The sequence below is a fragment of the Bacillus pfraonensis genome (assembly GCF_050768835.1).
Taxonomy (GTDB): domain Bacteria; phylum Bacillota; class Bacilli; order Bacillales; family Bacillaceae_G; genus Bacillus_A; species Bacillus_A pfraonensis.
In genome coordinates, this window is record NZ_JAHCDO010000003.1 from 262,093 (window position 1) to 285,898 (window position 23,806).

Genomic DNA, 23,806 nt, shown 5'->3' on the forward strand with positions numbered 1-23,806 from the left:
CTTATACGATATTTTGGAACAAAAATCTTGTCCTATATGAATGAGCAGCGTTATCTCATACAGAGATAACGCATGCTTATAATAACGAATATAAAATAGAAGCTAATTTTAATGTATCATGTCTTACAACTTGATCATCATACTTTGCTAATTCATCTTGAATTAAGCGAATGTCATTTTCAGCAAAACGATGTTCATCAACCACAACAGGTTCAGACATTTCTTCTGCATACAATTTACGTAACACAGCAGGAATATCATGATTATTTACAATTGCTGTATCAATGAAAGGTACCCCAAGATGATCATGTAAAGCCTGCACATGATCAAATGCTGTATACCCCATCGTTTCTCCAGCTTGCGTCATAACATTACATACATATACTTTTTTCGCCTTTGCAGCAAGAACGGCTTTACCGATTTTTTCTACAATTAAGTTTGGCAAAATACTTGTGTACAAACTACCTGGTCCGAAGACAAGTAAATCCGCTCGCTGAATTTCCATTAATGTCTCATATAATGGTTCTACATCACCCGGTGTTAAAAACACACGATTGATTTTTTTCCCAAAGTACGGAATTTTCGATTCACCTGTTACAATTCGCCCATCTTCCAGCTCAGCATGAAGAACAACACTTTGATTGGCCGCTGGTAAAACACGCCCTCTCACATTTAACACTTTACTCGTTTCTGTAATGGCATGGAAAAAGTCTCCTGTAATCGACGTCATACCAGCTAATAATAAATTACCTAATGCATGACCCGTTAAACCTTCTCCGGATGTAAAACGATGTTGAAATAAAGCTTCCACAAGCGGCTCCACATCTGATAACGCAACAAGTACGTTACGAATGTCGCCTGGCGGTGGAATTTCTAACTCATCACGCAATCTACCTGAACTGCCACCATCATCAGCTACTGTAACAACCGCTGTAATATCAACAGGATATTTCTTCAATCCCCGTAATAAAACCGATAGTCCAGTTCCCCCTCCCATGATGACAATTTTAGGTTTTCTTTCTTTTTTCATCCCTTAATGGCCCTTTCTCTTCTCCACATCACGATGAGATATATGAACGATATATTCTGGTTTCAAATGTTTTCCAAGGTATTCAGCAAGTGTAACAGAACGATGTTGTCCACCTGTACATCCAATCGCAATTACAAGCTGACTCTTGCCTTCTCTTTTATAATGAGGAAGCATGAAAGTAATAAGATCCGTCAGCTTTTCTAAAAATTTATGTGTCTCATTAAACTTGAGCACATATGACGAAACTTCTTCATCCAGTCCTGTTAACGGCTTCATCTGTGGAATATAATATGGATTTGGTAAAAAACGAACATCAAATACTAAATCTGCATCAATTGGAATGCCGTACTTAAATCCAAATGACATCACATTGACACGAAATGCTTGCTCGTTTTCTGTTGAAAACAGATGAACAATTTTTTCGCGCAATTCTTTCGGTTTTAAATCAGACGTATCAAGTACAATATTCGCTCTTGCCTTCATATCTGTTAATAAATTGCGCTCGGCCTCAATTCCTTTTAACGGAAGTCCTGTCGGCGCAAGTGGATGCGAACGTCTCGTTTCTTTGTAACGCGTTACAAGCGTGCTATCTTTCGCATCTAAAAATAAAATATGAGGAATAATCCAAGTGCGTTCTGATAAATCATCAAGCGCTCCCCATAAATGCTCAAAAAATTCGCGACCACGTAAATCAATACCAAGTGCCACCTTGTTCATTTTTCCTTTCGAGTCTGCCATAAGTTCAACAAACTTTGGCAATAACATAGGTGGTAAGTTATCCACACAAAAATATCCTAAATCTTCGAAGCTTTGCAGAGCTACTGTTTTTCCTGCACCGGACATCCCTGTAATAATTACCATTTTAATATCATTATTTGCTGCCATTGTATCCCTCCTCGGCGGTTTAGCTTGGATCCAATCGATATGAAAGTAATTCAAAGTCTGGTGTATATACAAACGTACCGTAGATGATTCCATTTCCTTTAATTAAATAATCAATAATGTGATAATCTCCCGGCGCCATTGCTAGCTCATCAATTTTATCAAATGTATGCCAACCAATGATGCCTTCTTCGCTTTCTAATTTGTTTTCTCCTGCAAAATCTGTCGCTAAAAAGGAGAACATCATCCATTCAGAAACAACTTTATCACCTTCCTGGATGACAAAAGTGAAGACTCCCTTTAATGCTGGGTTCTTTAAATAAATACCTGTTTCTTCACGGTATTCGCGGACAACGGAATCCCTCACTGTTTCACCGCGCTCCATTTTTCCACCTGGTGCAACCCACCAGTTCCGACGAGGTTTTTGTAGTAGGAGAACTTCATTATCTTTAATTAACACACAGTTTGTTACTCTTTGCATGCTTCTTCACCTCAGCTACTTATGACGATTTTTTCGTCACATACTCATTCCATTATACTATCAAAAACAGTTTGCCACAATGAAGGAGACTAGCTCCGTAAATAAGTGAATTCCTACTAAGTAACAAGCTTATTCTTCCTAAGAACATAAAAAAATCCCCTTAACGAATTTTATCGTCAAGGAGATTTACCACTTATTTTTTACTGAAATACGATACAATCGCAAACCCTAAAATAAACGTAATAATAGAGTTTACAATCGACATGCCACCGGCTGGAATACCTGGGAAAACTACTGCAATCGATCCGATAACAAGTCCGATAATCGCTGCGAATGTTGCACTTTTATAATGTGATAACAAATAGCTAATTCCTTTACTACTCACAACAAATCCAACCATAACACCTGCACCAATTACTGCAATTAGTGGTAAGTTTAATGTTGTTAGCGCATTAATCGCTGTTGGATATACACCGATGATTAATAAAATAAATGAGCCGCTAATCCCCGGAAGTAGCATAGCCATACTAGCCATCCAACCTGCCAAGAATAATCCAATTGTATTTAAAATTGTTAATGTAGTAATTGGATCTGCCGCTTTATCCGGCTTAAAGAATGCTGTTACAGCTACAAGAACCGCTGCAACGATTAGTATAACAATATGTCCTGCTTTAAATGTTTCCTTTGCATTTGCTTCCTTCATTAACATTGGTAAAATACTCAAGATTAAACCAAGGAAGAAAAACTGAGTTGGCTCATAATGATTTGCTAATAAATACTTAATAACATGACTTAATGTTAAAAACGCTACTGCTACCCCAACAGCAAGCGGAATTAAAAAGCCTAAATGCTTTTTCCATTCGCGACTAAAGAATCCACTAATTGCCGCAAGCAATCTTTCATAAATCCCTAATACAACAGCAATTGTGCCACCACTAACGCCAGGAATTAAATCACTAACGCCCATACAAAAACCACGATATATATTACGCCATTCCATACTGAATAAACTCCTCATTTCTTATAGTCATTTTTCTCGTAAACTCTAGTATAACAATAAGAAATCTTGTAATCCAAAGAATTTTTGACAAACATTTTACATTTTAGGAAGAAAATAAAAAAGAAAGCTACCATTCATAAAAGTAGCCTTCTTCTCAAAAGGGAATTACATCCCTTATTTTTCTGTTACAGTTTTTAATTCCTCTAACAGCTCTTCTACGTAGTGTTGTGCACTTTGTGCTGCGATACTACCATCGCCAGTTGCTGTTACAATTTGACGAAGCATTTTTTCGCGAACATCACCAGCTGCGAAAATACCAGGAACTTTCGTTTCCATGCGTTCGTTTGTTTCGATATAACCATTTTCATTTGTAATACCAAGTTCAGTAAATGGTTTTGATAGTGGTAACATACCGATGTAAATGAAGACACCGTCAGCTTTGAATTCTTGCTCTTCACCACTGTTTACATCTACAAGTGTTACACTGCCTACTTTACCATTCTCTTCGTTAATCTCTTTTACAGTATGGTTCCAAATGAAATCTACTTTTTCATTTTGGAAAGCACGGTCTTGTAGGATTTTTTGTGCACGAAGCGCATCACGACGATGAACGATAGTTACTTTTGATGCAAAGCGTGTTAAATACACACCTTCTTCAACAGCAGAGTCTCCGCCACCAATAACAACAAGTTCTTTTCCTTTAAAGAATGCGCCGTCGCATACTGCACAGTATGATACACCACGGCCACCAAGTTCTTTTTCACCTGGTACACCGATTTTTTTGTACTCTGCACCACTTGCAACGATAATTGCGCGTGTTTTATATTCTTTTTTACCAGCTACAACCGTTTTATATTCTTTACCATCGATGACTTCTTTCACATCACCATATGCATATTCAGCACCGAATTTCTTCGCATGCTCGAACATTTTATTTGATAAATCAGGTCCTAAAATGGATTCATAACCTGGATAGTTTTCTACATCTTCTGTATTTGCCATTTGTCCGCCTGGAATACCGCGTTCAAGCATAAGCGTGCTTAAATTTGCACGAGACGTATACACTGCAGCTGTCATTCCAGCTGGTCCAGCACCAATAATAATGACATCATAAATTTTTTCTTCTGACACACTATTCACTCCTATTCATTCCTACCATGACTTACCCTCATTATACTGTTAGCACCTGTTTTTTCCCAATGATTTGCCTATGCATGAGTCCGCTTTACTACTTGCACATATTTTCTCACAGTTGCTACAGATACATTATATATATTTCCAAGTTCGGCCTGTGTCATTTTATTTCTCTGCTGGCCGCGCACAATATATTCGATTGCCGCAGACCACCCAAACACATTCGTAAAGACCGTCCCAGATGTATATAAACGTATAAATGTACAAAACCAAAAATGCAAGCATTCTTCAATCAATTCATCTTCTTTATTTGTATAGTTATATAAGGCATCCGAAATCCTAACGCATTGTTCAAACGGTTGTAACTCGCCTGGAATACTCTTATGACTACTCATTAAAAAGAAATATTTTGCCAGTTGCGAAACGATCGGCACACCATTTTTTTCCTGAGCCACCTCAAAGAAAAAGCCAATTTTCTCTGGTGTTGTGAGTTCATTCATTAAATACAGTGCTAGCATTTTCTCTTCTAACGTTTCACTTTGACTAAAAGATTTCCGCAGCTCTTCAAACAAAACATTCTGTCCTTCATCAGCTAAATGCAGGGCATTCCACGGCTCTTTCCCTTTTTTATCAGGGTGCAATTCTACAACAGATTGCCACATTTTTTCCGCTGTATGTTGATCTTGTATCATATAAGCAGAGTATGCAAACCAATAGTAAAAGCTGACATCTCCTTCATAACCTTGACGCTTTAATAACCTCAACCATTTATATGCTGATGCAAAGTGACCAATGCTCGCCAATGTTGTTCCTAGCTTCAGTCGATGCTCAAATGACATCGGATATACTGATTCTAGTTGCCCCGCTAACGCTTCTACTTGTTTATGCTCTCCAATTGAATATAGAAAAATAAGCGTATTACAAAGCGCATGCATATTACCAGGATTTTTCTCTAAAATCATTTCTGTTAACTTTAGTGCCTGATCTACATTTCCCGATTGGAAATGCGCAATTGCTAAGTTATTATAACCCGACCAAAATTCTGGATAATCCTTCGTTACAACTTCAAGCGTAGCAATCGCTTCCTCCAATTGTCCGTTACGAATATAGCGATTTGCCTCTTCCTGCATAACAATTAATTCATCTTCATCTTCAATCTCTTCCGTATCCAGCGATTCTTCTTCCATAATCTCAAGTAATTCTAACGTATCTTCTACAAATTCCTTTTCCGTTGCGATCTCTAAATATTTCTCCGCATACTTCTTTGCTTGCTGAAACAAACCGAGATATGCGTAATTATTCGCGATAAAATAATAGCACTGCTCAATATCAGAATTCGAACGAATCAATTTCAAGAAAATTTGGTTTGATTCTTGATACTCACCGACTTCAGATAATACCGTCGCTAATTGACATAAAATAAACGGCTCTTTCTCACTTTGTGCCGCTCTTCGAAAATATTTAACTGCATCTTGCAATTTATGACTTTGATAAGCTTTCATTCCTTTTTTATAAAAGAAATCAGCTAATTGATTAAAAGAGATAACTTGTCCGTTCTCCTTATACATCCGTTGATTTTTCCCCATATATCCTCCAGTTTTTTGTTTTCTTCGCTCATACATTTTCTATTTATAAGTATAAACGATTCCGTAAAAAACAAAACAGTATATTATAATCAATTATTTCCTTTTTATTCATAAAAAGAGAAGAGAAATGTTACATTTTTAACAACGCCCTTCTCTTCTCTGTCATTTCTTTCTGCGTATAAATGATACGCATCGGATTTCCACCTACAAAAGCACCACTTGGTACATCACGGTGAACAAGTGTACCTGCTGAAACAATGGCGCCGTCCCCAATCTTTACACCTGGCAATATAGTTGAATTTGCTCCAATCATTACTTCATTCCCTATAATAACTTCCCCGAGGCGATATTCATGAATTAAATATTCGTGAGCTAAAATCGTTGTGTTATAGCCAATTATTGAATTCGTTCCAATTGTAATCTTTTCTGGAAACATAATATCCGGCATTGCCATAAGCGCAAATGATGTTTGCTTTCCTACTTTCATTCGTAAAAATGTGCGATACAGCCAAATTTTCATTCGTAAAAATGGTGTATAACGTGCAATTTGAATGACAATAAAATTTTTCATTACCTTAAAGAAGGATACTGTCTTATATACATTCCATAGTGAATTTGCTCCTGAAACAGGGTAGCGCGTTGTCCGTCGCACTTTACTCTCTCCCCTTACCTACTATTCAGACAAAATGGATAGCAAGTCACTCATTTTATCTAATACATAATCCGGCTTATATGACTCTAAGTACTCTCTACCTTTAATCGTCCAGGCAACTGCCGCGGTTTTCGTACCTGCGTTTTGTCCGCCCACTATATCATGATGGTTATCACCAACCATTAACGTTTCTTCTGGATTTGCATGTAGTAACTTTAGCGCCTTTTGAATTGGTTCTGGATGTGGTTTCACATGCTGTACATCATCAATTGTAACAACAACATCAAAGAACTCATTTAATTTAGAAAGTTTTAAACCCATTTCTACTGTTTGTCTTGCCTTCGTTGTTACAATTCCAATTTTGTATCCTTGCTTCTTTAGCTCTTGGACCGTCTCATAAACAGTTTCATATTCTTCCACTAGTTCATCATGATGCTCATGGTTAAATTGACGATAACATTGGATCATCTCTTCTACCTTGCTCTCATCCATTGAACCGAATGTCTCATGCAAAGATGGACCGATAAATGACAATACATCTTCGCGCTTATACTGATCTGGATAGTACTTGTTTAACGTGTGTAAAAAAGAAGAAATAATAAGTTCATTTGTATTAATTAATGTTCCATCTAAATCAAATAACACTGTATTTATTTTCATATGCTAAGGTCCTTTCCTGCCTGAATATGAAAGAAGCAGCATCTCATACAAGATGCTACTTTTTTCTAGTTTTCTAAATATCTTTTATCAGCTTGCCCCATTTTACGTCTCACAATAATGAAAATGATCGAAATAACAACAAGCCCAATGGACATCACTTGTGCAATACGAAGCGGTCCTAACATTAAGCTATCTGTACGTAAGCCTTCTACAAAGAAACGGCCAATTGAATACCAAATTAAATACGTAAAGAATAATTCACCACGACGTAAATTCGCTTTGCGTAATAACAATAATAGAATTACACCCGCAAAATTCCATAATGATTCATATAAGAACGTTGGATGATAATACACACCATCAATATACATTTGATTCACAATAAAATCCGGTAAATGTAAACCCTCTAAAAACTGTCTTGTTACTTCACGGCCATGAGCCTCTTGGTTCATAAAGTTTCCCCATCGTCCAATTGCTTGTCCAAGTAGAATACTTGGCGCTGCAATATCAGCTAACTTCCAGAAGGAAACGCCACGTCTTTTCGCAAAGAAAATCCCCGTAATAACCGCCCCGATTAAGCCGCCATGAATTGCCAAGCCACCTTGACGAATATTAATAATCTGACTCGGGTTTTGCACATAATATTCCCATTCAAAAATAACGTAGTATGCTCTCGCACAAATAATCGCAATCGGTACCGCAAATAAAACTAGATCGACAAATGTATCTTTCGGAATACCTAATCGTTCACCTTCGCGAGTAGCAAGCCAAAGTCCAAGCAAAACACCCGTACCGATAATAATCCCATACCAATACACTGGGAATGGTCCAAGTTGAATTGCTACGCGGTCTAGCTGTGGTACAGACCCTAACAGCATATGGATGACCTCCTTCTCCTAAATTACTCCTGATTCCCTAGTTCAATCGCACTCATTAAGCGCTCTGAAAATTGTTGCGCTGCATTGACTCCCATTCGTTTTAACCTGAAGTTCATCGCTGCCACTTCAATAATAACAGCCAAGTTTCGACCAGGACGAACCGGAAGTGTAATCTTCGTAAGTTCTGTATCTATAATCTTCATTTTTTCTTCATCAAGACCTAAACGATCATAGTTTTTCTTTTGATCCCAAATCTCAAGGTTAATCACTAGTGTAATACGCTTATAATTCCGTACAGCACCTGCACCAAATAACGTCATAACATTAATAATACCTAAACCACGAATTTCTAATAAATGCTCAATTAAATCTGGTGAACTTCCGACTAATGTATCTTCATCTTCTTGACGAATCTCAACGCTATCATCTGCAACTAAACGATGACCACGTTTTACAAGTTCAAGCGCTGTCTCACTTTTTCCGACACCACTTTGACCTGTAATTAAAACACCAACACCGTAAATATCTACTAATACACCATGAACAGCAGTTGTTGGTGCCAACTTACTCTCTAAATAGTTTGTTAAACGACTTGATAATCTTGTCGTCGTTTGAGCAGAACGTAAAAGCGGCACGCCAGATTCACGTGATGCTTGCAATAATTCCTCTGGCACATCTTGACTACGCGTTACAATAATACAAGGTGTCTCTTCTGTACAAAGAACTTTCATTCTTTCTTGTTTTTGCTCACTTGTTAACGTCTCACAGAAGGTAAGCTCCGTTTTTCCAAGAAGCTGGACGCGATCAGCTGGATAATATGTAAAGAATCCTGCCATTTCAATTCCAGGTCGCGATAAATCACTTGTATCAATTGGACGGTGAATCCCTTCTTCACCACTTACTAACTCTAATTGAAATTGTTCAATTAAATCTTTTGTCCTTACTTTCGGCATATGTAAACCTCCACTCCGCTGCGGGTTCAGTCTCATTTGATGTAAAATTCCATTCTATCCGATATTGTACCATTTTTTTCTGTAAACAAGAAATGTGGTTTCTATTAAATAAAAAAAAACATTTCATGGAGTTCATGAAATGTTTTTCTTTTTGTCACTTTTCTATTTCTTTTCAGATAATGGCTCTACAATCACTTTATCAATCAGCATATTAAAAATAGAAATACAAATTGCCGCAATAATTGCTACACCAAATCCCGATATATTAAAAGCATCACCTAATAATGAATCTGTTATTTTTAACGTAATTGCATTAATCACGATTAGGAAGAATCCAAATGTCAGTACCGTAATCGGCAACGTAATTAAAATTAATAACGGTTTTACAAACACATTTAAAATCGCTAAAATAATGCTCGCAATAATTGCTGTTTGTATATTTTCTATGTAAAATGCGTCTGGTGCAATTCCCTTCAGAAGACCTGATACAACAATTAACACGACGCTATTCACAAGAAGTGATAGAATCCATCTCATTTTCTTACACATCCTTTTGACATATATACTTAATCATACGCTAATGGCTAGGAAACGCCAAGTGACCATTTAAAAAACGATACAAAACCTTTCTTTTTTAGTAAGAATAGAGCATCCAGCCATGCATAGCAGCGGTCAGGGCCTTTTTTAGCCCCATGCCATGTGAAAACAGAAGGAGGAAATGAGCAGAAGTCTCTTTTTTGACTTCGCAGCCGTGATTTGTATGCTAAAAATCAGAATCATTTATATATGAATTGAAAAAACGACATAATACCTTTCTTTTTTTGTGGGAAGAGAGCGTCCACCCATGCATAACCACCACTTATATTGCGCAAAAACAAAATAAAATCATATAAAAGCTTATTCCATTCTTCATACTTGTATACCTATCAAGCTAAAACTGGTTCTTTCCCAAAACTAAAACAAGGAGCCAGCCAAATCGGCTTAGCTCCCTACTTCAACTTCTTTCATTTTCTCTTTCATACGAGCTGTATCACGCTCTAAAATGCCTTTTAAATACTTCCCTGTATACGAACGCTCTTCTTTTACAACTTGCTCCGGAGTCCCTGAAGCAACGATTTGTCCGCCCTTGTCTCCACCTTCTGGACCAAGGTCAACAATATAATCAGCCGTTTTAATCACATCTAAATTATGCTCAATGACAAGCACAGTTTCCCCACTTTCAACAAGACGCTGCAGTACTTCTAGAAGTCGTGCAATATCATGTGCATGTAAACCTGTTGTCGGCTCATCTAAAATATATAACGTACGTCCTGTAGAACGGCGATGTAATTCAGAGGCAAGTTTCACACGCTGCGCTTCACCACCCGATAATGTCGTAGCTGGCTGGCCTAATTTCATATAGCCTAGTCCTACATCTACAAGCGTCTGTAACTTCCGTTTAATTTTCGGGATATTCGCAAAGAATTCTACCCCATCTTCAATCGTCATTCCTAGTACTTCAGAAATGTTCTTATCTTTATATTTCACTTCTAGCGTTTCACGATTATAACGTTTTCCATGACATACTTCACATGGAACATATACATCTGGTAAAAAGTGCATTTCAATTTTTATAATGCCATCACCACGACAAGCTTCACAGCGGCCACCTTTTACGTTAAAGCTAAAGCGTCCTTTTTGATATCCACGTACCTTCGCTTCATTCGTTTGTGCAAACACATCGCGAATATCATCAAACACACCTGTATATGTTGCAGGGTTTGAACGTGGTGTTCGTCCAATTGGTGATTGATCAATATCAATAACTTTATCTAAATGTTCAAGGCCTTTAATGTCCTTATGTGCGCCTGGCTTACTTTTCGCTTTATATAATTTTTGCGCTAACGATTTATATAAAACTTCATTGACCATTGTACTTTTTCCAGAACCGGATACACCTGTTACTGCTACAAATGTACCAAGGGGGAATGACATCTTCGCATTTTTTAAGTTATTTTCTTTTGCACCAATAATCTCAACTTTTCGTCCGTCCCCTTTCCGTCTTTCAAGTGGAACCGGAATAAACTTCTTACCACTTAAATATTGTCCTGTTAATGAATCATCATCATTCATCACTTCATCTGGTGATCCAGCTGATACAACTTGCCCACCATGAATCCCTGCACCAGGACCGATATCAAGTAAGTAATCGGCAGCCATCATTGTATCTTCATCATGCTCAACAACGATTAGTGTATTTCCTAAATCGCGCATTTCCTGCAATGTACGGATTAGACGGTCATTATCACGTTGATGTAAGCCGATAGAAGGTTCGTCAAGAATATATAATACACCCGTTAAACGAGAACCAATTTGTGTTGCCAGACGAATACGCTGTGCTTCACCGCCTGATAATGTTCCCGCCGCACGGCTTAATGTTAAATAATCAAGTCCTACGTTAATTAAGAAACTTACCCGCTCTTTAATTTCACGTAAAATTAAACGTGCAATCTTTTCCTGTTTTTCTGTTAGTTCAATGACATCGAAGAAATCATACACTTCTTGCACAGAGTACTTTGTTACATCAGAAATTGTTTTCCCGCCAACAAAAACAGCTAAGCTTTCTGGCTTTAAGCGACCGCCCTTACATTTCGGACATGCTTGTTCTGCCATATACTTTTCCATTTGCTCACGAATATAATCGGAGCTCGTTTCACGGTAGCGACGTTCAATATTTGGAATAACTCCTTCAAATAAAATCTCACTCTCTTTCACTTGACCAAAGTCATTCACATAACGGAAATAAACCTTCTCTTCTCCACTTCCATACAACACTTTATCAAATAAATCTTTCGGTATATCCTTTACAGGCATATCCATATCAATGCCGTAATGATTACACACCGATTGCAATAATTGCGGATAATATTGCGAACTAGTCGGTTCCCAAGGAGCAATCGCATGACCATTTAACGATAACTCCCAGTTTGGAATCACAAGTTCTAAATCTACTTCTAATTTCGAACCGAGCCCATCACAAGACGGACAAGCTCCAAATGGACTATTGAAAGAGAACATACGAGGCTCTAACTCTCCGATTGAGAAACCGCAATGCGGACAAGCGTGATGCTCACTAAATAACAGTTCCTCTTCTCCAATCACATCAATTAATACACGGCCACCGCCAAGTTTGAGTGCACTTTCAAGGGAGTCGGCAAGACGGCTCGCAATCCCGTCTTTCACAACGATACGGTCAATTACGACTTCAATGGAATGCTTTTTATTCTTATCTAACGTAATCTCTTCAGAAACATCAAGCATTTCTCCATCAACACGAACACGGACATACCCCTGTTTCTTTATATCTTCTAATACTTTCACGTGTGCACCTTTACGTCCTGAAACAATCGGCGCTAACACTTGTAATTTTGTACGCTCTGGGTATTCCAAAACACGGTCTACCATCTGTTCTACCGTTTGTGATGTAATTTCAATCCCATGATTCGGACAGATTGGCGTCCCAATACGTGCAAATAATAGACGTAAATAGTCATAAATCTCCGTCACGGTTCCGACCGTTGAACGCGGGTTACGACTCGTCGTTTTTTGATCGATTGAAATGGCAGGAGATAAACCTTCAATTGTATCCACATCCGGTTTATCCATTTGCCCTAAAAACTGGCGTGCATACGCGGATAAAGACTCCACGTACCTGCGCTGCCCTTCCGCATAAATTGTATCGAATGCTAATGATGATTTTCCTGAACCAGACAAACCTGTCACAACAACGAGCTGATTTCTCGGAATGGTTACATCAATATTTTTTAAGTTATGCGCTCTCGCACCTTTTACAACGATAAAATCTTTGCTCACTATTTTCACCCTTCCGCTTTTAATTCTAGCAGTAAATCTCTCAGCTCAGCTGCACGCTCAAAGTCTAGTGCTTTTGCCGCTTCCTTCATTTCTGCTTCCATCTTCGCGATTGTTTTTTCACGTTCTTTCTTCGTCATTTTCTTAGCCGGCGTTGTTTCGTATACTTCTGTTTCTTCTGCCGCTGTTGTTGCACGAATTACATCACGCACTTCTTTCTGAATTGTTTTCGGCGTAATACCATGCTTCTCATTGTAAGCTTCTTGCTTTTGACGACGGCGCTTTGTCTCTTCAATTGCAATATTCATCGATTTCGTGATCCGATCTGCGTACATGATTACATGACCATTTTCATTACGCGCTGCACGACCAATCGTTTGAATTAAAGATCGCTCTGAACGTAAGAAACCTTCTTTATCCGCGTCTAAAATCGCTACGAGTGACACTTCCGGAATATCGAGTCCTTCTCGTAATAAGTTAATACCGACAAGCACATCGAACTTACCAAGGCGAAGATCACGAATAATCTCAATCCGCTCTAGCGTTTTAATTTCAGAATGGAGATAGTTCACTTTAATCCCAACATCTTTTAAGTAATCTGTTAAATCCTCTGACATTTTCTTTGTTAATGTTGTAATTAATACACGCTCATTTTTCGCAATTCGGTCTTGTATTTCTCCTAGTAAATCATCAATTTGTCCTTCAATTGGCCTTACATCAATTTGCGGATCTAAAAGCCCCGTCGGACGGATAATTTGCTCCACAACTTCCGGTGTATGCTCTAGTTCATATGGACCCGGTGTGGCTGATACGTACACAACTTGATTCGTTTTCTCTTCAAACTCTTCAAACATAAGCGGTCTATTATCCATAGCTGACGGCAGACGGAACCCATGGTCAACAAGCACTTGTTTACGTGCCTGATCCCCGTTATACATCGCTCTTACTTGCGGCACCGTTACATGTGACTCATCCATAACAATTAAGAAATCATCAGGGAAGTAATCTATTAATGTGTAAGGCGTTGAACCCGCTGGACGGAGCGTCAAATGACGGGAGTAGTTCTCAATCCCCGAACAAAATCCCATCTCACGCATCATTTCTAAATCGTAACGAGTTCGCTGCTCTATCCGCTGCGCTTCTAGTAATTTACCGTTATCATTTAATTCTTTTAAACGTTCTTCTAATTCTTTTTCGATATTTTCAATGGCAACTTTCATTTTTTCTTCACGTGTAACGAAGTGAGATGCCGGGAAGATTGCTACATGTTCACGTTCTGCTAATACTTCACCTGTTAAGGCATTCACTTCACGAATTCGATCAATCTCATCTCCAAAAAACTCAATTCGAATGCAATGTTCATCAAGTGATGCTGGGAAAATCTCAACTACATCCCCACGTACACGAAATGTTCCACGCTGGAAATCAATATCATTACGGCCGTACTGTACATCAACAAGTTCACGAAGCAACTGATTACGATCCTTCTCCATACCAACGCGCAAAGAAACAACAAGTTCACGATATTCTTCTGGTGAACCTAAACCATAAATACAAGAAACACTTGCCACAATAATGACATCATCACGTTCAAATAAAGCTGATGTTGCGGAGTGGCGCAATTTATCAATCTCATCATTAATTTGTGCATCTTTCTCAATAAACGTATCGGTTTGTGGTACATACGCTTCCGGTTGATAATAATCGTAGTAACTCACAAAATACTCAACCGCGTTATTCGGAAAGAAATCCTTGAGCTCACTATACAACTGTCCCGCTAACGTTTTATTATGAGCCATTACAAGTGTTGGCTTCTTCACTTCTTTAATCACATTCGAAATCGTAAATGTCTTACCCGTTCCTGTCGCTCCAAGCAACACTTGATGTTTCTTACCATTTTTAATCCCTGCTACAAGCTGCTCTATCGCTCTTGGCTGATCACCTTGCGGGGAGTATTCAGAGACAATTTCAAATTGATGTTCCAAAAAACCGACCTCCTCGTAAAAAATCTGTATTCCCATTTTACCACGAATGCCCATAAAAAAACCAAGAAAACGAACAGATATTCGGTAAAGTTTTCGACAATATATACATAGAAAAAGGAAGGAGCCCTCTTCATATAAGTTCCTTCCTTTTTAATTTCATTTATTTTATTGGCAAACTGAACAAGTGATACCCATTATGATCAATCTCTTTCTTACAATCATGTAGCGTATACCTTATATCTTCACGAATATCTTTTATTACCTTTTTACAAGTATCAGAGTAAATTCTCTCATCTTTACCTGCAAATTTATCATAGGAACTATCTAAAGAATAGCTAATTGCTTTTCCATCGTATTCTAACGTTTGGAAGATTGGGTCTCCTTCATCTGTATAATTCACAATCCTTATTTTATCTCTGTCCCCTTTTTCAACATTTGTAACGAACTTCTCGAACTTATGTAAATTAGAAATTTCATGCCCTTTTGCAATCACATCATTTTTCTCATCGATCTTACTGTTAGACTGTGAACATGCTACTAAACTTACTATAAAAAGATATATCAAACTCGTTCTTTTCCTGATCGTCACCCTCCCCTATTCAAGTTATTTATATACACTGTAAAAGATTCTTTATAACTACTAGCACAACCTTTTATCAAATAAAAAAGTCACTCTTATTTTATAAAAGTGACTTCTCTTTCCCTTTCTCCTTCTTCGGAAAAAACACATAGGAAAATGTAATAATCGTATCAATAAGAAGGACAATGCCCCATATCTGACTTATACGACTTGCCGCCTTATTTAAAACAATACCTTTTTCAAGCCAATCGCCCCACTGTTCAACCGGAACAAGTCCATACATAAAGAAAAATACAATATGAACGGCAGTAAACAAAACAAGATGTAAAATCCACTCCCAAAGCTCCTGCTTCGTATGAGCCCGGCCCGTAACTTCTAATGGCTCCTCAATAATAGGCATCGGTTCATTTCGCCATTTAGCAACAAGCTTCTGCACGCGTATATCTAATTTTTTCAAATCTTTTTTTCCATAAAAGAGTGCGTAAAGTAATATCACTAAGGTTATAATTTGAAAATTAGAAAACTTCCCTGTGTGATAATAGTCAATAACTCCTAAAGTCAAAATAAATACTTCATTAATCAGCAATACAATTCCCATGATAAAACTTGCTTTCCGTAATCGAAACCCATAACGTAGTAAAAAAAATCCAATAGCTGATACCCAAAATACAACTTCCGCTCCAATTAAGAAATACCAACGATATTCTGCAAGTAAACTCATTTCGCCCGCTCCCTCTCATCATATATACGAAAAGCCTCATCCATATACGTTAGAAGCTCTTCTTCAATTGGATACATATTCATCTTCTGTGAATCTTCTTTTGACTTTCTTACTTCCCACAATTTATCTAGAAATGCTTCATCGCCATTTGCCATCTCCATACACTTCTCCATTAACCTTTTTGTAGCCTCTTGTACTTCATCATGAGATGCAGCTTTTCCTTCTTTCATAAAGATGCGTAATTCCTTGAATACATCCACCCATTCTCGAACATTTTCATCTTCCTCACTCATATTTGGCAAATTGCCCAGCAATTTTTGTTCTTCCTCTGAAAATATCTTTTTTTGAAACATTTCGCGTATACGAGGAGACTGTTTTGAAAGTTGAATCAGTTCAAACATGATTTTCCAATCCAGCTCTCCTTCAAGTTCTGCTGAATACACGACAGCCTGCAAAATCTTTTCCATCCGATTAAATTTTTTCTGCTCTTCTTGTACAAATTTAAGCTGTTTTGCCAACGATTCTTTCAAACTTAATTCATCTGTCATTAGCATATTCATAATCTCTTTTAGCGAGAAGCCCATTTCTTTTAAAAACAAAATTTGTTGCAACCGAATGACATCAGTTTCACTATATAGACGGTGTCCACCTTCTGTTTTCCCACTCGGTTTCAGCAAATCAATTTGATCATAATAACGGAGCGTTCTTACTGTAACTCCTGTTTCCTTTGTAAGTTCTTGAATCGAAATCATTCCCATCACCCTTTCCTCTTTCATTGTAAAAGATGACGTAACGTAACTTTCAAGTGTTTTTGTAAAAAAATGCAAAAAAGCTGATTACATGAATGAACCAGCTTTTACGGGAATAATATTTTTTGAATTGTACGTCCACATGTCAAAACAATCACACCAACTAAAACGCTTGTTGCTGTTTTATGATAGTGCGCTGATACTAGTAAATAATACGATAATCCAACAACTCCAATCACAACAAGCATACTCGGCACTGGATTGTGAACAAAATTTTGCATACCCCATATAAATGCAAATAACGCCGCTACCACACATAAAACCGCTAATCCCATTCTTTTTCCCCTTTATTTATCTATTTGTAAAACTTACCTCGCTACTCACTCTCTTCTACTTTTCTAAACTGCCACTTCGGCCAATAGTTCACAAAAAAGTATATAAACTGTCCAATCACAAAAAGAATAAATGGCGTCCCCGCACTCCCGTAAACAATCAAATTATACATACCCCATACCGCTAAACTGATTGCATAAAACAATCCTAAATATTTAAAAGCTTTATTCGATTGATGTCTTTCATACTCATCTTGCATTCTCATTCTCTTTTCACTCCTTTATTCCAATGTAAATATCTCCTCTACCCTCATCTCAAAATACTTCGCAATCTTCAGAGACAATTCCAAACTCGGGTTATAACGATGATTTTCAATTGCCACAATCGTTTGCCTCGTCACTTGCATCGCTTGCGCCATTTCAATTTGCGTTATGTAATTTTGCTTTCTTAGTTCTTTAATTCTATTTTTTACACCCATAGGCTCCACCTTTAAAAGTAAAGATATCTTTACTTTAATTATAAATATTTTCCAGAAATGAGTAAAGATATCTTTACAAAATAAAAAGAGACATATCAACTATGTCTCCTTCTTCTCCCTTACATAAACCCTAACGCATATACAAGAATATACCCAAGAATAGAAAGGCAAACAGACCCTACTAATCCTGCTACAAACGCTCTACTTCCCAATTTACGGAACGTCGTAAACTCTACATTTAAACCAAGACCAGCCATTGCCATCGCAATGAGCATATAAGCAATACTTACAATATATCCTGCAATTGCCTCAGGGATAATACCTAATGAATGAAATGCACTCATTGCCAAGAATCCTAAAATAAACCATGGAATTGGAATATCACGCCAAGAGCCTTTTTGCCCATTCCCTTCACTACGCTTAAACCATAAACCAATTAAAATCGCTACCGGTACAAGCATCGCAACGCGCGTTAATTTTACAATAACCGCAATATCAACAGATGCGCTCCCACCTGGTGCGGCCGCAGCGATGACGTGGGCGATCTCATGCAGCGTTGCTCCAGAAAATACACCGTAACCGTAAGGAGATAAACCGAGAATCGGATATAATAGCGTATAAATGAGAGTAAAAATCGTACCTAAAATAGCAATAATCGCTGCTCCAACTGCCGTTTCATCATCCTTTGCTTTCACCTGCGGCGCAATTGCCACGACTGCAGCCGCGCCGCAAATCGCTGTACCGCACGCCGTTAAAATCCCAAGCGTCTTATCTACTTTAAAAAAACGTGTTAGTGCGTATACAACAACAAGTGTAAATACAATAACGATCGCTGCAATAACTAACACTTTTGGCCCAGCCTTTGCAATATCAACTAGATTCAAACGCATTCCAAGTAAAATAATTCCGAAGCGAAGTAACTTCTTACTGGCGAAATTTGTTCCTAGGGTTGCTTCATAAGGTAAACTAATTATCGCTCTCCAAATCATCCCAATTAGAATAGCGATCACTAATTGCCCCATAATATTTAAAAACGGAAGCGTCGCTAAATATTTCGCAGCAATGGCAATTAATAACGTAATTCCAATCCCTTGCGAAAAACCGAGACGCTTCTTCTTTTGTATAACAAGTGTTTGTTCCACTTCGTACCACTCCAATAATCATATTGGAACATGCATGTTCTTTATATTTACATTATAGAAGGGTTTCAATGATAAGTTTAATACCAATATTCAATCTCAATCATCAGAAAAACTTATGATAAACTAGAAAAGCGGAAGCGGCTCGCCCAGCTCTAACCAGCTAAGGTTTTCCGCACACAAGGCGCTCTTTGCCATTCTGCCGCTATCCAAAAACAAAAAAAGGAGAGGACACAATGAACGTCGATATCTTAAAAATATTTGTGACTGTCGTAGAACAAAAGCATTTCTCTCGCGCGGCAGAACTACTCAATCTTTCGCAGCCCGGCGTCAGCATGCATATTCGTAATTTAGAAAACGAATTTGGTAATACTCTTATTCAGAGGTCCCCAAAGCATGTCCAAGTGACAGAGGCCGGTAACATTTTATATATCCATGCAAAGCAAATGCTATCTCTTTATGAAGAAGCAAAACAAGAAATTAACGAACTACATAATGTTGTTACAGGAACGCTTCGCATCGGCGCAAGCTTTACGATTGGTGAATACTTACTTCCGAAAATATTGGCGCGCTATGCCAATGAAAATCCACTCGTAGAAGTACATACGCTCATCTCCAATACAGAAGAAGTTCTCCAAAGCCTTCGTTCGGGCCAAATCGATATCGGCTTAGTAGAAGGTCAAGTCATATACACTGATATAGATGTAGAGACCTTTATGGAAGATGAAATGAAACTTGTTGTTCCACCAAATCACCACCTTCTGAGCATACATACAATCAACGAAGATTCCCTTCAAGATCAAGTATGGGTTCTGAGAGAAGTTGGCTCTGGCACACGTGCCTATAGCGATCGCTTTATCCATCATCATCATTTAAAAATGAAGCGCTTCTTTACCTTTAGCAGCATTCAAAGTGTGAAAGAGGCTGTTGCTGCCGGGCTTGGCATCGCCATCCTTTCTGACTGGACTGTAAGGAAAGAACTACAAACAGGCGAACTATTCCATGTCGAAGTTCCAACTGAAAAACTCATCCGTCCTTTCTCTATCGTACGCGGTAAATACTTTATCCACTCTAAAGCCATTCAAGTGTTTTTAGATCATGTTCAATTATTTGCACAAAAACAAAGTTGACCTTCACATTAGTGTGAAGGTTTACAATACATATGAAAGGGGTGAAGCAGAGTGCGAATTGGAGAACTATCAAGGCGAACTGGCGCAAGCGAACGCTCACTGAGACATTATGAAGAAAAAGGTTTATTACCTTCTAAACGCCTTGCAAATGGTTATCGTGATTTTAACGAAACAGCTATCGAAAAAGTCAAACTCATTCAAATGTACTTACAACTCGGCTTAAACTTAGAAGAAACTGCACGAATGCTGCGTTGTTTAGAAATTGAACCACATTTATACGAAAATCCATGCAGTAGCATCCTTACACTTTATGAAGAAAAACTAGCCGAAGTAACAAAGCAAATTTCGCTACTCTCTACTATCCAAACGAATTTACAAAAGCATGTTTCACTCCTAAAACAAGCGAAAGAAAAGGGATGATTATATGTTCGTTATACATGGAAGTTCTCGTCCAAATGGAAATACAGAAGCCTTCACACATATGATGATTAACGGCATCAATACTGAGCAAGTCTACTTACGAGATTATACTGTCCACCCTATTACAGACCAACGTCATGACGCTGACGGATTTCAACCTGTAAATGATGATTATCAACACCTAATTGAAAAAATGCTAGAGCATGACACGATTATCTTCGCTACACCTCTATATTGGTATGGCATGAGCGGGTATATGAAAAACTTCGTTGATCGTTGGTCACAAAGCTTACGTGACACATCCCTTCATTTTAAAGAAGAGATGAAAGACAAAAAGATGTACGTGGTCATTGTTGGAGGAGATAATCCAAAGTTAAAAGCATTGCCGCTTATCGCACAGTTTCAGTATATATTTGATTTTGTCGGCTCTTCGTTTGAAGGCTATATTATCGGTGATGCCAACGCGCCCCGTGAAATTTCAAAGGATAAAGAAGCATTAGCAAAAGTAAAACTATATAACGAACACTTTAAAAATAACGACCAATAATTGGTTTGACAAATATTGCGATTACAAACAAAACTAACGGAATTTATCGGACGCAGTTCCATGCCAAATCGCTACAATGACGTTGCACTTCTTGAGTAAGAATATGAAAGGTTATTGAAGAAAATTCGGAGTTGCAAGGAAGTACTATAATGTCTTCCCTATATATCGACGAGGCTCTCGCCATTTCCCAAGAAATATCGGCGATTTAACACAAGATATCGGCGATTCTCGAAATATATCGAACGTAACTTCAAATATATCAGCGATTTTTCGAATATATCAACGTTTCGACGCAGAATATCGGCGGGTCTACAACTTTCGACACACACAACCATACAAAAAAAGCCGTGCACCAAGCACGGCTTTACATTATACACGGACAGCAGTTCCACTAACCGCAACCATTAACATTCCTTCGCGAACTACTTCATAGTCTACATCAATGCCAACAATCGCATTTGCACCTTTTTGCTTCGCAAGAGATTTCATCTCTTCCATCGCAATATCACGTGCTTCTTTTAATTTACTTTCATATGCACCGGAACGGCCACCAACAACGTCACGAACAGAAGCGAATAAATCGCGAACGATATTTGCCCCCATAATTGCCTCGCCGTTTACAATATCAATATACTCGATAATTTCTTTCCCCTGAATAGTAGAAGTTGTTGTTACAATCATTTTTTTACAGCCTCCTATATATGTATCTTTTTGTTACCTACTTATATGGTACGCTAATTTCATTTAAATTACATATACAAAGTCCGTTTATTTGTGACAATGAACGCAATGTTCCACTTCTTAAGAATTAAACTGTGCTTCGTATAATCTGCTATATCCTCCGCCTTGTTCGATTAGTTGTTCATGTGAACCTTGCTCAGCGATACCATCTTTGTTTACAACGACGATACGATCTGCATTTTTAATTGTTGCAAGTCTATGAGCGATTACTAATGTCGTGCGGCCAACTGATAATTCAGCAAGTGATTTCTGAATCGCAAGTTCCGTTTCTGTATCGAGCGCAGAAGTTGCTTCATCTAAGATTAATATTGGTGGATTTTTCAGGAACATACGAGCAATTGCTAAACGTTGTTTTTGTCCTCCTGAAAGTTTCACACCCCGCTCACCAATGACAGTATCTAATCCATCTTGCTGCGAGTAAATTAAATCCTCTAATTGTGCACGCTTGACCGCTTTCCAAATCTCAGCTTCTGAAGCTTGTAAGTTTCCATAAGCAATGTTCTCTCGAATCGTTCCAGAGAATAAGAACACATCCTGCTGCACAATTCCAATTTGCTTACGGAGTGACGATAACGTCATGTCTTTTGTATCAATACCGTCAATTGTGATAGAACCACCTGCCAGCTCATAGAAGCGTGGCAATAAACTGCACAAAGTTGTCTTTCCAGCACCGGATGGGCCAACAAAAGCAACCGTCTCTCCTGCATTAATTTTCAAGTCAATATTTTTTAAGATCGGCTCTTGTTTGTCATATCCGAAAGTGATGTTCTTATATTCAATATCACCATGTACTTGTCTTACTTCTATCGCATCCTTAGAATCTACAATGTCAGGTTCTGTTTCAAGAAGTTCTACATATCTTTTAAAACCTGCAATTCCTTTTGGATAGCTTTCAATCACCGCATTAATCTTTTCAATTGGACGGAAGAAAATATTCGTTAGTAATACAAACCCAATAAATCCTCCGTATGTTAATTCTCCTTGCAGAACAAACCAAGTCCCACAAATTAAAACAAACAATGTCACAAGACGCATCAACATATAACTAATCGATGAATTTAAAGCCATGATTTTATATGCCATCAGCTTTGTTGTACGAAAACGAGCATTGTTTACCGCAAACTGCTCCTTCTCAAACTTTTCGTTTCCAAATGCTTGGACAACACGAATTCCACCAACATTATTTTCGATACACGCATTAAAGTCAGCAACATCTGAGAATAATCGTCTAAACGTCCCTGTCATCTTGCGGTTGAAATAAAGTGCTAACCATAGTAAGAATGGAATAACCAAAAACGTAAGAAGAGCTAACTTCCAGTTAATGATCATCATAAATGAAAAGGCCCCAACTAAAGTCATAATCGCAATAAATAAATCCTCTGGTCCATGATGGGCAATTTCACCAATTTCCATTAAATCATTTGTAAGACGTGAAATTAAATGACCTGTCTTGTTATTATCAAAAAATCGGAATGATAGCTTTTGAATATGATCAAATAATTTTTGACGCATATCTGTTTCAATATTAACGCCAAGCATATGTCCCCAATATGTAACAACATATTGTAGTCCTGCGTTTAACATATATATTGCGAATAGCCCTATGCAAGCCCATAAAATAAGTGTCCAATCTTGTCCTGGCAATAATTTATCAATGAACTGATTCACAATAAGCGGAAACCCAAGTTCCAGCAGGCCCGCGATGACAGCACAGGAAAAATCGAGTACGAATAAGCCTTTGTATGGCTTATAGTAAGAAAAAAATCGACGTAGCATACAGTTCCTCCCTCATTCAAAATAAAAAGACTTTGCATCATAACAAAGCCCTCCCTAAATGATAACCATTATCAAGTAATTATTCAAGCTATCTGTTTACAA

25 protein-coding genes are annotated in these 23,806 nt (G+C 37.9%); 3 read left to right on the forward strand and 22 right to left on the reverse strand.

All coding sequences use genetic code 11. The features are described from left to right. Positions 1–76: 76 nt before the first annotated feature. The 20 genes from KFD70_RS03945 to KFD70_RS04040 form a co-directional block, all read right to left on the reverse strand. The gene (locus tag KFD70_RS03945) at positions 77–1,030 is read right to left on the reverse strand and encodes a gluconeogenesis factor YvcK family protein (RefSeq protein WP_336451680.1); all 954 of its coding nucleotides are present in this window, start codon (positions 1,028–1,030) and stop codon (positions 77–79) included. 3 nt (positions 1,031–1,033) lie between these two features. Next, positions 1,034–1,915 (reverse strand): RNase adapter RapZ, encoded by an 882-nt coding sequence (gene rapZ, locus KFD70_RS03950; RefSeq protein WP_336451679.1) that lies wholly within the window; start codon positions 1,913–1,915, stop codon positions 1,034–1,036. Between the two features lie 19 nt (positions 1,916–1,934). Further along, positions 1,935–2,393 (reverse strand): NUDIX hydrolase, encoded by a 459-nt coding sequence (locus KFD70_RS03955; protein ID WP_001190078.1) that lies wholly within the window; start codon positions 2,391–2,393, stop codon positions 1,935–1,937. Between the two features lie 193 nt (positions 2,394–2,586). Next, entirely contained in the window at positions 2,587–3,393 is an 807-nt protein-coding gene (locus KFD70_RS03960) for a DUF368 domain-containing protein (protein WP_336451678.1), read from the reverse strand. A gap of 174 nt (positions 3,394–3,567) precedes the next feature. After that, entirely contained in the window at positions 3,568–4,524 is a 957-nt protein-coding gene (gene trxB, locus KFD70_RS03965; RefSeq protein WP_336451677.1) for a thioredoxin-disulfide reductase, read from the reverse strand. A gap of 77 nt (positions 4,525–4,601) precedes the next feature. Further along, positions 4,602–6,113: a tetratricopeptide repeat protein gene (locus KFD70_RS03970; RefSeq protein WP_336451676.1), complete on the reverse strand. Its 1,512-nt coding sequence runs from the start codon at positions 6,111–6,113 to the stop codon at positions 4,602–4,604. A gap of 130 nt (positions 6,114–6,243) precedes the next feature. Continuing rightward, entirely contained in the window at positions 6,244–6,765 is a 522-nt protein-coding gene (locus KFD70_RS03975) for an acyltransferase (protein WP_336451675.1), read from the reverse strand. Positions 6,766–6,786: 21 nt separating this feature from the next. After that, positions 6,787–7,425 carry a pyrophosphatase PpaX gene (ppaX, locus tag KFD70_RS03980; RefSeq protein ID WP_336451674.1) on the reverse strand — a complete coding sequence of 213 codons (639 nt, stop codon included), beginning with the start codon at positions 7,423–7,425 and terminating at the stop codon, positions 6,787–6,789. A gap of 65 nt (positions 7,426–7,490) precedes the next feature. Further along, entirely contained in the window at positions 7,491–8,303 is an 813-nt protein-coding gene (lgt, locus tag KFD70_RS03985; RefSeq protein WP_336451673.1) for a prolipoprotein diacylglyceryl transferase, read from the reverse strand. Between the two features lie 23 nt (positions 8,304–8,326). Continuing rightward, the gene (hprK, locus tag KFD70_RS03990; protein WP_174101025.1) at positions 8,327–9,256 is read right to left on the reverse strand and encodes an HPr(Ser) kinase/phosphatase; all 930 of its coding nucleotides are present in this window, start codon (positions 9,254–9,256) and stop codon (positions 8,327–8,329) included. Positions 9,257–9,418: 162 nt separating this feature from the next. Continuing rightward, positions 9,419–9,793, reverse strand: a complete 375-nt coding sequence (locus KFD70_RS03995; protein WP_336451672.1) for a phage holin family protein — start codon at positions 9,791–9,793, stop codon at positions 9,419–9,421. A 444-nt stretch (positions 9,794–10,237) separates the two neighbouring features. Beyond that, positions 10,238–13,108, reverse strand: a complete 2,871-nt coding sequence (uvrA, locus tag KFD70_RS04000) for an excinuclease ABC subunit UvrA (protein ID WP_336451671.1) — start codon at positions 13,106–13,108, stop codon at positions 10,238–10,240. Positions 13,109–13,113: 5 nt separating this feature from the next. Continuing rightward, positions 13,114–15,090, reverse strand: a complete 1,977-nt coding sequence (gene uvrB, locus KFD70_RS04005) for an excinuclease ABC subunit B (protein WP_336451670.1) — start codon at positions 15,088–15,090, stop codon at positions 13,114–13,116. 160 nt (positions 15,091–15,250) lie between these two features. Continuing rightward, positions 15,251–15,679: a DUF4362 domain-containing protein gene (locus tag KFD70_RS04010; protein ID WP_336451669.1), complete on the reverse strand. Its 429-nt coding sequence runs from the start codon at positions 15,677–15,679 to the stop codon at positions 15,251–15,253. Between the two features lie 91 nt (positions 15,680–15,770). Continuing rightward, positions 15,771–16,391: a hypothetical protein gene (locus KFD70_RS04015; RefSeq protein ID WP_336451668.1), complete on the reverse strand. Its 621-nt coding sequence runs from the start codon at positions 16,389–16,391 to the stop codon at positions 15,771–15,773. Continuing rightward, complete coding sequence (locus tag KFD70_RS04020; RefSeq protein ID WP_336451715.1) at positions 16,388–17,143, reverse strand: MerR family transcriptional regulator; 756 nt, start codon at positions 17,141–17,143, stop codon at positions 16,388–16,390. Before KFD70_RS04020 ends, KFD70_RS04015 begins: the two co-directional genes overlap by 4 nt. A gap of 104 nt (positions 17,144–17,247) precedes the next feature. Next, positions 17,248–17,475 (reverse strand): hypothetical protein, encoded by a 228-nt coding sequence (locus KFD70_RS04025; RefSeq protein WP_336451667.1) that lies wholly within the window; start codon positions 17,473–17,475, stop codon positions 17,248–17,250. 41 nt (positions 17,476–17,516) lie between these two features. Then, entirely contained in the window at positions 17,517–17,732 is a 216-nt protein-coding gene (locus tag KFD70_RS04030; protein WP_336451714.1) for a hypothetical protein, read from the reverse strand. Positions 17,733–17,753: 21 nt separating this feature from the next. Next, complete coding sequence (locus tag KFD70_RS04035; protein WP_336451666.1) at positions 17,754–17,951, reverse strand: helix-turn-helix transcriptional regulator; 198 nt, start codon at positions 17,949–17,951, stop codon at positions 17,754–17,756. Positions 17,952–18,070: 119 nt separating this feature from the next. Then, positions 18,071–19,093, reverse strand: a complete 1,023-nt coding sequence (locus KFD70_RS04040) for a YeiH family protein (protein ID WP_336451665.1) — start codon at positions 19,091–19,093, stop codon at positions 18,071–18,073. 233 nt (positions 19,094–19,326) lie between these two features. On the opposite strand from KFD70_RS04040, the gene KFD70_RS04045 reads away from it, so the two are divergent. From KFD70_RS04045 to KFD70_RS04055, 3 genes are read left to right on the forward strand one after another with little or no spacing between them, the layout of a single operon-like run. After that, positions 19,327–20,220, forward strand: a complete 894-nt coding sequence (locus KFD70_RS04045; protein WP_336451664.1) for a LysR family transcriptional regulator — start codon at positions 19,327–19,329, stop codon at positions 20,218–20,220. 51 nt (positions 20,221–20,271) lie between these two features. Continuing rightward, complete coding sequence (locus tag KFD70_RS04050) at positions 20,272–20,640, forward strand: MerR family transcriptional regulator (RefSeq protein ID WP_336451663.1); 369 nt, start codon at positions 20,272–20,274, stop codon at positions 20,638–20,640. A 4-nt stretch (positions 20,641–20,644) separates the two neighbouring features. After that, complete coding sequence (locus tag KFD70_RS04055) at positions 20,645–21,187, forward strand: flavodoxin family protein (protein WP_336451662.1); 543 nt, start codon at positions 20,645–20,647, stop codon at positions 21,185–21,187. A 369-nt stretch (positions 21,188–21,556) separates the two neighbouring features. Here KFD70_RS04055 and KFD70_RS04060 read toward each other — a convergent pair whose 3' ends face one another. Beyond that, complete coding sequence (locus KFD70_RS04060) at positions 21,557–21,868, reverse strand: heavy metal-binding domain-containing protein (protein WP_174101036.1); 312 nt, start codon at positions 21,866–21,868, stop codon at positions 21,557–21,559. Between the two features lie 120 nt (positions 21,869–21,988). Then, complete coding sequence (locus KFD70_RS04065) at positions 21,989–23,704, reverse strand: ABC transporter ATP-binding protein (protein ID WP_336451661.1); 1,716 nt, start codon at positions 23,702–23,704, stop codon at positions 21,989–21,991. Positions 23,705–23,806: the final 102 nt, after the last annotated feature.